Source organism: Nostoc piscinale CENA21, from assembly GCF_001298445.1.
Lineage (GTDB): Bacteria > Cyanobacteriota > Cyanobacteriia > Cyanobacteriales > Nostocaceae > Nostoc_B > Nostoc_B piscinale_A.
Genome location: NZ_CP012036.1, coordinates 6,374,247 through 6,388,233, shown reverse-complemented (window position 1 = coordinate 6,388,233; position 13,987 = coordinate 6,374,247). Strand labels below are relative to the sequence as shown.

Annotated in this window: 5 protein-coding genes and 1 pseudogene; 5 read left to right on the top strand and 1 reads right to left on the bottom strand. The window is 39.9% G+C overall.

Annotated elements, in window-relative coordinates; genetic code table 11:
• Positions 1 to 17: 17 nt before the first annotated feature.
• A pseudogene (locus ACX27_RS27375) lies at positions 18 to 944 on the bottom strand (YifB family Mg chelatase-like AAA ATPase); the annotation flags it as partial.
• Positions 945 to 1,021: 77 nt separating this feature from the next.
• Between ACX27_RS27375 and ACX27_RS27370 the strand changes: the two are divergent.
• The 5 genes from ACX27_RS27370 (at position 1,022) to ACX27_RS27360 (ending at position 13,935) form a co-directional block, all read left to right on the top strand.
• A complete protein-coding gene (locus ACX27_RS27370; RefSeq protein ID WP_062297140.1) occupies positions 1,022 to 1,369 on the top strand; it encodes a histidine triad nucleotide-binding protein in 348 nt (115 codons plus the stop codon).
• A 237-nt stretch (positions 1,370 to 1,606) separates the two neighbouring features.
• Positions 1,607 to 7,087 carry an AAA family ATPase gene (locus ACX27_RS27365; RefSeq protein WP_418006461.1) on the top strand — a complete coding sequence of 1,827 codons (5,481 nt, stop codon included), beginning with the start codon at positions 1,607 to 1,609 and terminating at the stop codon, positions 7,085 to 7,087.
• Positions 7,071 to 7,877: a sensor histidine kinase gene (locus ACX27_RS35895; RefSeq protein ID WP_418006460.1), complete on the top strand. Its 807-nt coding sequence runs from the start codon at positions 7,071 to 7,073 to the stop codon at positions 7,875 to 7,877. The genes ACX27_RS27365 and ACX27_RS35895 overlap by 17 nt, the downstream gene beginning before the upstream one ends.
• 201 nt (positions 7,878 to 8,078) lie before the next feature.
• Positions 8,079 to 8,417, top strand: coding sequence for a protein kinase (locus ACX27_RS35890; RefSeq protein WP_418006459.1), 339 nt, complete (start codon positions 8,079 to 8,081; stop codon positions 8,415 to 8,417).
• Between the two features lies 1 nt (position 8,418).
• Positions 8,419 to 13,935, top strand: a complete 5,517-nt coding sequence (locus ACX27_RS27360; protein ID WP_418006845.1) for a trifunctional serine/threonine-protein kinase/ATP-binding protein/sensor histidine kinase — start codon at positions 8,419 to 8,421, stop codon at positions 13,933 to 13,935.
• Positions 13,936 to 13,987: the final 52 nt, after the last annotated feature.

Below are 13,987 nucleotides of genomic sequence, written 5' to 3'. Positions count from 1 at the left end.
ATTTTCTGTTTTTATGTCGTCAAGCTGTCCAGAAATAATATACCTCTGTGAGATAAAGATATTTCACCAGGACGGGGAAAACTACCGCCACCAACCAAAGAAGGGCCGGATGCGGAATGGTGGGGACTGCGAAAAGGGCGATCGCGCACTAAAGAACCACGATTTTTTAATAATCCAGCGACAGAATGAATCCGCGTTACTTCCAAGGCTTCCGAAAATTCCAAGGGTGGCAAAATTCCTGACAAGCGTCTGGCTAACATCGTTTTCCCGCTTCCTGGAGGCCCGACAAATATCAGATTATGCCCGCCAGCCGCCGCAATTTCTAAAGCCCGCCGTCCATGAGCTTGTCCTTTGACATCGTGCAGATCGGCGATCGCATAAGATACTTGTACCATATCTGCGACATTATTGATCTGCACAGGTTGATAACGTCCAGGATTATTTAATAAATCAACTACTTCCGATATACTTTTACAACCATAAACAGCTAATCCTTCTACTACAGCCGCCTCTTGGGCATTATCAGCAGGCACAACTAAACCTGCAATTCCCATTTTTTTAGCAGTCGCAGCAATGGGTAAAACCCCAGCCACAGGGCGCAGACTTCCATCCAGGGAAACCTCACCCAAGAATAAATAATCTCCTAATAAATCAGCATTAATTTGCTCAGAAGCCGCTAAAATACCCACACTAATCGGCAAATCAAAACAAGGGCCTTCCTTGCGTAAATCTGCGGGGGTAAGATTAATCACAATTTTCCGCATCGGAAAGGCAAAACCAGCATTTTTTAAAGTAGCCTTTACCCTTTCCTTTGATTCCTGAACTGCGCTATCTGGCAAGCCCAAAACAATAATGCTTGGCAATCCGCCTGAGACATCAACTTCCACCCCCACTTTTACAGCATCGATGCCAACAATTGATGCACTCCAGACTCTAGCAAGCATTATTTTAGTCCTTAGTCATTAGTCATGCGTCCGTCTTATCATTAACAATTGGCAAATGACAAATAACATAATCACCAATGACGAATCAAGACACAATTTTTAGTAAGATTATCCGGCGGGAAATTCCAGCCAATATCGTTTATGAGGATGAATTAGCCTTAGCATTTACAGATGTTAACCCCCAAGCGCCAGTTCATATCCTCGTCATTCCCAAAAAACCCATAGCGAAATTAACTGAGGCCGAAACTGAAGATGCAGCTTTATTGGGACATCTGTTATTAACCGCCAAGCGTGTAGCCACCGAAGCTGGTTTAACCAATGGTTATCGCGTTGTCATCAATACCGATGCTGATGCTGGTCAAACTGTCTTCCATTTACATTTGCATATTTTAGGCGGAAGACCAATGGCTTGGCCTCCTGGTTGATGTTGTCAATTTTACGAAGGGTGTGAGGGTGTATGGGTTTAGGGGTGTATGGTTTTTGTCCACCTATACCCCTTAACCCAAACCTGGACTTTTGAAACTATCTTTTGTGTGTAAATCATCTCTGTGCATACCGTTAATCAATATCTGGTTGGTGGGAATACTAAAAAAGTCGAGACAAGCTCTGCACTGCTTGTTGATGAACAGCAAAAACCAACTTGTGCTATGAGGTACGTTTAGATGGCGACAGTTAAAGCCCCCATCATTCCCGGATATGAAATTAGCTCACAACTATATGCTGGCTTCCGAACGATTGTATATCGAGCTATCCGCGAATCAGATCAACTTCCAGTCGTCATCAAGTTATTAACTTCAGAATATCCTACCTTTCAAGAATTACTCAAACTCCGCAATCAATACACCATTAGCAAAAATCTCAACATTGCTGGGATTATTCAGCCATTATCTTTAGAAACATATAACAACGGTTATATTCTCGTGATGGCAGATACCGGAGGAATATCATTACGAGAATATATTCAAAGCAATACTTTATCTCTAGCAGAATTCTTGCATATTGCTATTCAATTAAGTACTAGTCTCTATGAATTACATCAAAATCGCGTGATTCATAAAGATATTAAACCAGCAAATATTTTAATTCACCCGCAAACAAAACAAGTTCAATTAATTGATTTTAGTATTGCTTCATTACTCCCAAAAGAAACTCAAGAAATTAAAAGCCTTAATATTTTAGAAGGAACTTTAGCTTATATTTCCCCAGAACAAACAGGGAGGATGAACCGCGGTATAGACTACCGCAGCGATTTTTATTCTCTGGGTGTGACATTTTATGAATTATTGACAGGAGAATTGCCATTTAATAGCGATGAGCCGATGGAGTTGGTACATTGCCATTTAGCAAAAATGCCAACGTTGATAGGGAACAGGAAAGAAATTCCACAAGTAGTAGCAGATATTTTGTTGAAATTAATGGCGAAAAATGCCGAAGATAGATATCAAAGTGCTTTGGGATTAAAGTATGATTTAGAACTTTGTTTAACACAACTCCAAGATACAGGGCAAATTATTGATTTTAAAATTGGTGAGCAGGATGTGTGCGATCGCTTCCTCATTCCCGAAAAATTATATGGTAGAGAAGCAGAAGTCAGCACATTATTACAAGCATTTGAACGTGTAGCTAGTGGCACATCAGAAATGATGTTGGTGGCAGGATTTTCGGGAATTGGGAAAACGGCTGTTATTAACGAAGTTCATAAGCCAATTACCCGTCAAAAAGGTTATTTTATCAAAGGAAAGTTTGACCAATTTAACCGAAATATTCCCTTCTCTGCCTTTGTCCAAGCTTTGCGTGATTTGATGGGGCAATTATTATCAGAATCAGATGCAAAACTGGCACAGTGGCGGAGCCAGATTTTAGAAGTTGTGGGAGAAAATGGTCAAGTTTTAATTGAGGTAATTCCCGAATTAGAACGATTGATTGGGAAACAACCACCTGCACCAGAATTATCAGGAACTGCGGCACAAAATCGCTTTAATTTGTTGTTTCAGAAGTTTATTGCTGTCTTCACCACATCAGAGCATCCTTTGGTGATATTTTTGGATGATTTACAATGGGCAGATTTGGCTTCTTTGCAATTAATTAAACTATTGATGGAGGATAAAAACTATCTGTTGCTGTTGGGGGCTTATCGAGATAATGAAATGTCATCAGTGCATCCGTTAATGTTGATTGTGGAGGAACTAAAGAAAGCTGGTAAGACAGTTAATACTATTACCCTCACACCTTTAGCGAGGCAGGATGTAAATCAGTTAATAGCTGATACTTTACGTTGTCCGACAGAGCGAGACTCCAAAGAAGTCGCTGCACGATCGCAACCCCTCACAGAATTAATCGAACGCAAAACTAGAGGGAATCCCTTTTTCATCACCCAATTTCTCAAGAAATTATATGAAGATGGGGAAATTACATTTAATAATCAGCAAGGCTATTGGGAATGTGATATTACCCAAATTCAATCACTATCGCTCACTGATGATGTCGTGGAGTTTGTCGCTCAACAATTACAGAAATTACCTCAAGCAACACAAAATGTTTTAAAGTTAGCTGCTTGTATTGGTAACTCTTTTGATTTAAAAACCTTAGCAATTGTTTCTCAGCAGTCTGTCACCGATGCGGTGACAGCGTTATGGAAAGCTGTACAAGAGGGTTTGATTTTACCCACTAGCCAAACTTACAAATTCTTTCAGACAGAGAGTGAAGTACAAACTAATTCCCAGAAAAATATTGATGATCATTCTGTAAATTTGACTTACCGCTTTCTGCACGATCGCATTCAACAAGCAGCCTATAAACTAATTGCAGCCGATCAAAGACAAGCCACCCATCTGGCGATCGGTCAACTACTGTACGCAAATACATCAGAAACTCAACTAGATAGACATATATTTGAAATTGTCAATCACTTGAATAAAGGGATTGATTTAATTACTCAGCCTGATGAACAACTAAAGTTAGCTCAACTGAATTTCATTGCGGGATGCAAAGCTAAAGGTGCGATCGCTTATAATGCCGCCGTCAATTACTTCACTCAAGGCATTGATTTACTCCCGACTGATACTTGGACAACAAACTACAAATTAACCCTGAATCTGCATCACCAGCGTCTCGAAGCTGCTTGTCTCAGTACAGACTTTGACAAGCTGGCAGCCTGGGGTGACATTATATTGCAATCTGCGACTTCTTTGCTCGACACGATTAAAGTCCATGAAACCCGAATGATGGCTTTCCGTTCTCAAGGTAAATTTGCCGAAGTGGTAAAAACTGGGTTACAAGTGTTGAAATTACTTGGCGTGGAATTTCCCGAACAGCCGACTAAAGACGATATTGGCGCAGCTGCCCAACAGACACAAAAACTTTGGCAGGGTCGCACACCCTTAAGTTTGCAAAATTTGCCTGCGATGAACGACCCCCATCAGCTCGCAGCAATGCAGATATTAACAAAACTAGTACCTTCAGCCCACATTGCTGTACCTCCGCTTTTACCACTACTCATCTTCAAGCAAGTTGAGATGTCTATTCAGTCTGGTAATTCCTCTATTGCTGTTTTTTCCTATGCAGACTACGGATTAATTCTCTGTGGAGTGATGGGAAATATGGATGCTGGGTATGAATTTGGACAATTATCATTAAAGTTACTCGAAAAATTCCAGATTAACGCTTTCAAAAGCCGAGCTTACTTTATTGTCAACAGCTTTATTCGTCATTGGAAAGAACCCTTGAGTCAGTCTATTCAATTTCTGCTGGAGGGCTACCAAAATGGACTGGAAACCGGAGACTGGGAATGTGTAGCACTGAACATAATGACATACAGTCAGTACAGCTATTGGAATGGTCGAGAATTAAGTGCTTTGGCTGAGGAAATGGAGGCTTATCGGCAAGTTATCAGCCAGGTTAAGCAAGAAGCAACTTTAAAATATCATGAGTGTTACCAACAAACAATTCTGAACTTATTGGGAAGGGCTGAAATCCCCTATTTGTTGGCAGGTGAAGTCTTCAATGCAACCCAGGTTTTGCCTCATTTACAAGCTACCCATGATCGAGTCGCGTTATTTCATGTTTCTTTATCTCAAGCTATTCTTTGTTATCTGTTTGGAAAATATGAACAAGCTGCGGAACAAGCAACCATAGCAGAACAGTATCATGATGCTGGCATTGGTTATTTCATGGTAGTTATGCGGGTTTTCTATGATGCTTTAATTCATTTAACGCAGTATGAAATGGCGGATGCTGAACAACAATCGATGATTATTGAGCGAGTCAATAGTCATCAAGAAAAACTCCAAAATTGGGCAAATTTAGCCCCCTTTAATCATCAACATCGCTCTTCACTTGTAGCAGCAGAAAAATTGCGGGTTTTAGGTCAAAATTATGATGCAATGGCACATTACGATTTAGCCATTACTGGTGCGAAAACTCACGGTTATTTACAAGAAGCAGCACTCAGCAATGAACTGGCTGCCAAATTTTACCTGCATTGGGGTAAAGAGAAAGTGGCCTCTGGTTATATGCAGGAGGCATACTACTGTTACGCTCGCTGGGGTAGCCAAGCCAAAACCCAAGATTTAGAAAACCGCTACCCTCATTTACTGCAACCTATTCTCCAGCAGAAAGTACAATCCCTGAATGTGCTGGAAACATTCTCCACACAAGTTAATCCTCAAATTTCGATTCATAGTTCCAAAGAACAAACTCGTTCTTCTAGTAGCAACATCAATATAGCCCTGGATTTTGCGACGATTCTCAAAGCTTCTCAAGCTATCTCCAGCACAATTCAACTGGATGAACTGCTGCAACAACTGACTCAGATTATTTTGCAACATTCTGGGGGCGATCGCTGCGCCTTAATTTTGCCTGATAGTCAAGGAGAATGGCAAGTAAGAGCAATTGCTACACCAGATAACACCGAACTTTTTTGTGAACCTTTAGAAGACAATCTCAATTTACCTGTCAAATTTATTCAATATGTGAAAAATACCCAAGAAATTGTGGTAATTGATGAACTGCAAACAGATTTACCTGTAATTGATGAATATTTACAGGAAAGACAGCCAAAAAGTTTATTGTGCTTACCGATTCTCAATCAAGGTAATTTAATTGGCATTTTATATTTAAAGAATCGCTCTACTCGTGGAGTGTTTACTAGCGATCGTATTCTAATTCTCAACTTTCTTTGTACTCAAGCAGCGATTTCTCTGGAAAATGCCCGACTTTATCAAGATTCCCAAATTTATGCTCAACAGTTAGAACAATCGCTGGAAAAGTTACGCCTGAGTGAAAACCGCTTTCAGAAACTTGCAGATAATATTCCCGGATTGATTTATCAAATTCGGATTCAAGCTGATGGTTCATCTTCGATATCTTATGTCAGTTCTGGATGCCAAACTCTTTACGAAGTAGCTGCTGAGGATTTAATGTCAGGAAAATATAGTCTGCGTGATTTTGAACATCCTGAAGATCGGGACAATAATTTTCGCGCTGCTATGGAATCAGCACAAAATCTCTCCACCTTTCGACATGAATGGCGGATTATTACACCCAATGGAAATGTTAAATGGGTAAAAGCCATTTCTCGACCAGAAATTAGCGAAGATGGTGAAATGGTATGGGATGGGATTGTCATTGATATTAGCGAACAGCAAGCTGCACTTCGTGAACGCAAACGTGCAGAACAAGAGCAACAACAACTACTAGCAATTGTTGATGCTACCCCAGATATTGTGGGCATTACTGATAATTTCGGCAATAATCTTTATATTAACCCTGCTGGACAGAAATTTTGGCAGTTCCAAGATAGTAAGGCAGAATTTCATATTTCTAGTCTGACACCACCCCAAGCAATGCAATATATGCAGAGCGTCGCCGTACCCATCGCTATCCGTCAGGGAACTTGGAGTGGTGAGTCAGCAATTTTAGACTTACAGGGTAAGGAAATTCCAGTTTCTCAGGTGATTATTGCTCACAAAAATGCTGCCGATGAAGTTGAATATCTGTCTACTATTATTCGAGATATTAGCGATCGTAAACAAGCTGAAGCCGCCATTGAGCAAAAATCACAGGAACTCGAACAAGCTCTCCACGAACTAAAACAAACTCAACTACAAATGGTGCAACAAGAAAAAAATGTCTGCACTTGGTAACTTAGTTGCAGGTGTAGCTCATGAAATGAATAATCCTCTTGGCTTTATTTCGGCTAGTCTGCAACAGGCTCAACCCATCTTGAGTGATATTACTACACACCTCAAATTCTATCAGCAAGCTCTCCCTAATCCTAAAGATGAAATTCTTAATCATGCCAAAGAAATTGACTTAGACTATAGCTTAGAAGACCTACCAAAAATGCTCGATGCAATGGTGTTAGCTTGTGAGAGATTAAAAAGTATTAGCACCAGTTTAAGAACTTTTTCCCGTGCCGATCAAACTTATAAAGTGCTGTTTAATATTAATGAAGGCATTGATAGCACAATTTTAATTCTCAAACATCGTCTGAAAGCTAACGACCAACGTCCAGAAATTATTGTGGTGACAGATTATGATGATTTACAACCAATCCTATGTTTTCCTGGGCAATTAAATCAAGTATTTATGAATATTATCGCCAATGCGATCGATGCTTTAGATGAGTCAAGTGCCGGGCGCAGTTTTGAAGAAATTAAACTAAATCCTTATAAAATTATTGTCACAACAGCAATCGAAAATTATCATGTTACAATCTCCATCGCTGATAATGGTCAGGGCATCAGTGAAGATATTAAATCCCACATATTTGATTATTTGTTTACAACAAAAGGAGTCGGGAAAGGTACAGGATTAGGACTAGCGATCGCTCGGCAAATTGTGGAAGAAAAACATGGCGGCAAAATCACAGTTAATTCTGTTTTAGGAGAAGGCACAGAGTTTATAATTTCTCTACCTATTACAGATAATTAGCGGTGGGTTGACGACAAAATTTATAATTAAAGATAAGCTAGATAAACCTGTATCTAGAAATTATCAATTACACATTATTATCATATTTCACATCATGAATTAGAAAAGCAGAAAAATTATTGACATCGTTAGCAAAAGTCTAGTTTATGGGAATACTAAATTCTAGACGCGAACAATAACTGATGCCTTGAGGCATGTAATATGGCTACTCTAACTTGTATTCCTCTAATTCCCGGATACCAAATTTGCTCTCAACTTTATGCTGGTACTAAAACCCACGTCTATCAAGCTATTCGCCAGTCAGATCATCTGCCAGTAGTCATTAAACTGTTAGCGTCAGAATACCCCAGTTTTCATGAATTACTAGAATTTCGTAACGAATATACGATGAGCAAAAATCTCCACATTCAGGGGATTGTGCAGCCATTATCACTCTTAACTTATCACAACGGTTATATTCTGGTAATGCCAGATACCGGAAAAATATCTTTACGAGAATACATCACATCTACTCACATCTCGCTCATAGAATTTTTTTAGTATTGCCATTCAACTCACAAGTATTCTCGATGCGCTACATCAACATCGAGTCATTCATAAAGACATTAAACCAGCAAATATTTTAATTCATCCCCAAACAAAACAAGTTCAATTAATTGATTTTGGTATTGCTTCATTACTCCCAAAAGAAACTCAAGAAATTAAAAGTCTTAATATTTTAGAAGGAACTTTAGCTTATATTTCCCCAGAACAAACAGGGAGGATGAACCGCGGTATAGATTATCGCAGTGATTTTTATTCTTTGGGTGTGACATTTTATGAATTATTGACAAGAGAATTGCCATTTAATAGCGATGAGCCGATGGAGTTGGTACATTGTCATTTAGCGAAAATGCCAACGTTGATAGGGAACAGGGAAGAAATTCCGCAAGTAGTAGCAGATATTGTGTTGAAATTAATGGCGAAAAATGCCGAAGATAGATATCAAAGTGCTTTGGGATTAAAGTATGATTTAGAACTTTGCTTAACTCAACTTCAAAATACAGGGCAAATTATTGATTTTAAAATTGGTGGGCGGGATGTGTGCGATCGCTTCCTCATCCCCGAAAAATTGTATGGTAGAGAAGCAGAAGTCAGCACCTTATTACAAGCATTTGAACGTGTGGCTAGTGGCACATCAGAAATGATGCTAGTGGCGGGATTTTCCGGGATTGGTAAAACGGCTGTAGTGAATGAAGTTCACAAGCCCATAACCCGTCAGCAAGGTTATTTTATCAAAGGTAAATTTGACCAGTTCAACCGGAATATTCCCTTATCCGCTTTTGTGCAAGCTTTACGTGACTTAATATCACAATTGTTGTCCGAATCAGACGCACAATTGCTACAGTGGCGCAATCAAATTTTGCAAGTTGTGGGAGAAAACGGGCAAGTTTTGATTGAGGTAATTCCCGAATTAGAACGATTGATTGGGAAACAACCGCCAGCACCAGAACTATCGGGAACGGCGGTGCAGAATCGGTTTAATTTACTGTTTCAAAAGTTTATTGCCGTGTTTACCACCAACAAACATCCCTTGGTGATGTTTCTCGATGATTTACAGTGGGCGGATTTAGCTTCGCTACAGTTAATTAAACTGTTGATGGAGGATGAAAATTATCTGCTGTTGTTGGGTGCTTATCGAAATAATGAAGTATCAGCCGCCCATCCATTTATCTTGACAGTGGAAGAACTCAAGAAAGCAGGTAAGGCGGTGAATACAATTACTCTGGCTCCTCTTTCCTTGAGTGATACCAATCAGTTAGTTGCTGATACTTTGCATTGTCCAACAGAGCGATCGCTTCCCTTAACAGAATTAATCAATCGTAAAACCAAAGGCAATCCCTTTTTTATCACCCAGTTTCTCAAGGCTTTATACGAAGATAAACAAATCACATTTGATCACCAGCAAGGTTACTGGGAATGTGATTTTGCTCAAGTGAATGCCTTATCTGTGACTGATGATGTAGTGGAATTTATGGCTACTCAGTTACAGAAATTGCCTCTTGATTCGCAAAATATCCTGAAGTTAGCTGCTTGTATTGGCAACTCTTTTGATTTAACCTCTTTGGCAGTTGTTTCCCAACACTCGCCCCAGACAGTAGCAGATGCTTTGTGGCAGATTTTGCAGGAAGGATTGATTTTACCCCAAAGTCAAGTTTATAAGTTTTATCTCAGCGATGAGCAAGAAGCTCAGACTAACAATGTCGAAAATGTTGCTTATCGCTTTCTCCATGATCGCGTCCAACAAGCGGCTTACTCTTTAATTCCCGAAGACCAAAAACAAGTCACCCATCTGGCGATCGGTCAATTACTGCACGCGAATACACCTGCAACTCAAATAGATACATATATTTTTGAAATTGTCAATCACCTGAATATCGGCATTGATTTAATCACTCAGCCCGACAAACAACTAGAGTTAGCCGAACTGAATTTGCTGGCGGGGCGCAAAGCTAAAGGTGTAGCCTATAATGCTGCTGTCAAATATTGCACCCAAGGCATTGACTTACTTCCCGCCGATGCCTGGAGAGAACATTACCAATTAACCCTAAATCTGCATAACGAGCGTTTAGAAGCGGCTTGCCTGAATACAGACTTTGACAAGCTACCAGCATGGGGTGAGGTGGTGTTGCAATCGGCTACTTCTTTGCTGGATACGATCAAAGTCTATGAAGTCCGAATGATGGCATTTCGATCGCAAGGTAAATTTGCCGAAGTGGTTGAAACTGGGTTGCAAGTATTGAAATTACTTGGCGTGGAATTTCCCGCACAGCCAACTACAACAGATATTAGCACCGAAACCCAATATACACAGCAACTATGGATAGGTAGCACCCCCCTAAGTTTAGCGGATTTGCCTGTAATGAATGATCCCTATCAACTAGCAGCCATGCAAATCATGACTAAACTGGTGTCGTCTGTTTACATTGTTGCACCTGCACTATTACCACTCATCACCTTCAAACAAGTGCAGATGTCTATCCAGTTTGGGAATTCGTCTATTGCTATTTTTTCCTATGCAGACTATGGATTAATTCTCTGTGGTTTTATAGGAAATATTGATGCTGGCTATGAATTTGGGCAACTTTCGTTAAAATTACTCGAACAACATCAAATTAACGCATTTAAAACCAGGGCTTATTTTATCATCAATACTTTCATCCGCCACTGGAAAGAACCTTTAGATCGCATTATTCCATCTCTTTTAGAAGCTTATCAGAGTGGCTTAGACACCGGAGATTGGGTATATGTGGCGATGAACATAGTGACATATAGTCAGTATGCTTATTGGAGTGGCCGAGAATTAAGTGATTTGGCACAGGAAATGAAGGCTTATCGGCAAGTTATCAGCCAAGTCAAACAAGAAGCAACCTTAAAGTATCAAGAGTGTTATCAGCAAACAGTCCTCAACTTATTAGGACAAGCAGAAGTTCCCTATCGTTTAGAAGGGAAAGTCTTCAATGTCACCGAAGTTCTGCCCAGTTTACAAGCTGTCAACAATGATACAGGGTTATTCTATCTTTATCTTAATCAAGCCGTTCTCTGTTATTTGTTTGGCGAAGATGAACTTGCTTCCCAACAAGCTGCCTTAGCAGAACAGTATAGTGGTGCAGTCATTGGCTATTTCGTTGCAGTTATCGGAGTTTTTTATGATGCTTTAATTCATCTGGCACGCTACAGTGATGCTGATATCCAAGAACAATCAGTTATTTTAGAGCGAATTAATGCCCATCAAGAAAAACTCCAAACTTGGGCTACTTATGCACCATTCAATCATCAACATCGTTGGCAACTTGTAGCCGCAGAACGCTATCGAGTGCTTGGTAAACTGGCTGAAGCGATGGAATATTATGATTTAGCTATTGCCCAAGCTAAAACTCACGGTTATCTGCAAGATGAAGCATTGAGCAATGAACTCGCAGCTAAATTTTACCTGAATTGGGGTAGACAAAAAGTAGCAGCCAGTTATATGCAGGAAGCATACTACTGTTACGCTCGTTGGGGTGCAAAAGCCAAAACTCAAGATTTGGAAAATCGCTATCCTGATTTACTGCATATTATTCTCCAGCAGAGAGTACAACCATTACAAATGCTGGAAACACTATCAAGCAGTATCAGCCCCGTGATCTCTATTGATAATTCTGCTCATTTGAGTCGTTCTTCTAGCACTGACATCAATACCTTTGATTTTGCTGCTATCCTCAAAGCTTCTCAAGCGATCTCTGGCACGATTCAACTAGATGAACTACTGCACCAATTAACACAAATTATTCTGCAACATTCTGGGGGCGATCGCTGTGCCTTAATCCTACCTGATAGTCAAGGCCAATGGTTGGTTAGGGCAATTGCTACACTAGCAACCATAGAACTTTGTACCGAACCTTTAGAGGGTAACTCCAACTTACCACTCAAGTTGATTCAGTACGTCAAAAACACTCAAGAAATGGTGATGATTGACGAACTCAAGACCAATTTACCTGTAATTGATGAGTATTTACAAGAACGACAACCAAAAAGTTTGTTGTGCTTACCGATTATCAATCAAGGACAGATAATTGGGATTTTGTATTTAAAGAATCGCTCTACCAGTAATGTATTTACCAGCGATCGCATTCTAATTCTCAACTTTCTTTGTACCCAGGCAGCGATTTCTCTGGAAAATGCCCGACTTTATCAAGATTCTCAAATTTATGCCCAACAGTTAGAACAATCCCTGGAAAAATTACGCCTGAGTGAAAACCGCTTTCAGAAACTTGCAGATAATATTCCGGGAATGATTTATCAAATCCGCATTAAAGCCGATGGTTCAGCTTCAGTACCCTATGTTAGTTCTGGATGTCAAAGCCTTTACGAAGTGGCTGCTAAGGATTTGATGTCAGAGAAATTTAGCCTGCGTGATTTTGAACATCCCGAAGATCAAGCAGAGACGTTTCGCGCCACTATGGAATCAGCACAAAATCTCTCCACCTTTCAACATGAGTGGCGCATTATTACACCAAATGGGAATATCAAGTGGGTAAAAGCTGCATCCCAACCAGAAATTAACGAGGATGGTGAAATGGTATGGGATGGGATTGTCATTGATATTAGCGATCGCAAACTTGCTGAAGCTGCCATTGAGCAAAAATCTCAAGCCCTAGAAAATGCTCTCCAAGAACTGCAACAAGCTCAACTGCAAATGATCCAACATGAGAAAATGTCTGCACTTGGTAACTTAGTTGCTGGGGTAGCCCATGAAATGAACAATCCTCTCGGCTTTATTGCGGTTAGCCTCGAACAAGCTAAACCCACCTTAACTGATATCACCGAACACCTAAAACTATACCAACAAGCTCTACCAAATCCTGACGCAGAAATTCTTGCTCATGCCAAAGAAATCGACTTAGACTATAGCTTAGAAGACTTACCAAAAATGCTTGATGCAATGGTAATAGCTGCTGATAGATTGAAAAATATCAGCACCAGTTTAAGAACTTTCTCTCGTGCAGATCAAGATTATAAGGTACTATTTAATATTAATGAAGGCATTGATAGCACAATTTTAATTCTTAAGCATCGCCTGAAAGCAAATCAGCACCGACCAGAAATTTTAGTTGTAACCAAGTACGATAATTTACAGCCAATCTTGTGCTTTCCTGGACAATTAAATCAGGTATTTATGAATATTCTTGCTAATGCCATTGATGCTTTAGATGAATCAAGTATTGGCAAAAGTTTTGAAGAACTCAAGCTCAATCTTCACAAAATTATCGTGAAAACTGCCATTGAAAATCAGCATGTTACAATCTCCATTGCTGATAATGGTCAAGGCATGAGCGAAGAGATCAAATCGCGCATCTTTGACCATTTATTTACGACAAAAGGAGTTGGGAAAGGTACAGGACTGGGATTAGCGATCGCCAGACAAATTGTCGAAGAAAAACATGGTGGTAAAATTGCAGTTCATTCTGTTTTAGGACAGGGAACAGAGTTTGTAATTTCCTTACCCATTACAGATGATGCTATCAACAATCATTAAGTGTGGGATAAAGTAGACAAGGCAGTCTGATGAAACTGATTTCTTCATCAAG

What these genes read in the sequence shown, in the direction of transcription:
- ACX27_RS27370 (WP_062297140.1), top strand. Translation starts at nt 1,022, where the DNA reads ATGACGAATCAAGACACAATTTTTAGTAAGATTATCCGGCGGGAAATT.
- ACX27_RS27365 (WP_418006461.1), top strand. Translation starts at nt 1,607, where the DNA reads ATGGCGACAGTTAAAGCCCCCATCATTCCCGGATATGAAATTAGCTCA.
- ACX27_RS35895 (WP_418006460.1), top strand. Translation starts at nt 7,071, where the DNA reads ATGTCTGCACTTGGTAACTTAGTTGCAGGTGTAGCTCATGAAATGAAT.
- ACX27_RS35890 (WP_418006459.1), top strand. Translation starts at nt 8,079, where the DNA reads ATGGCTACTCTAACTTGTATTCCTCTAATTCCCGGATACCAAATTTGC.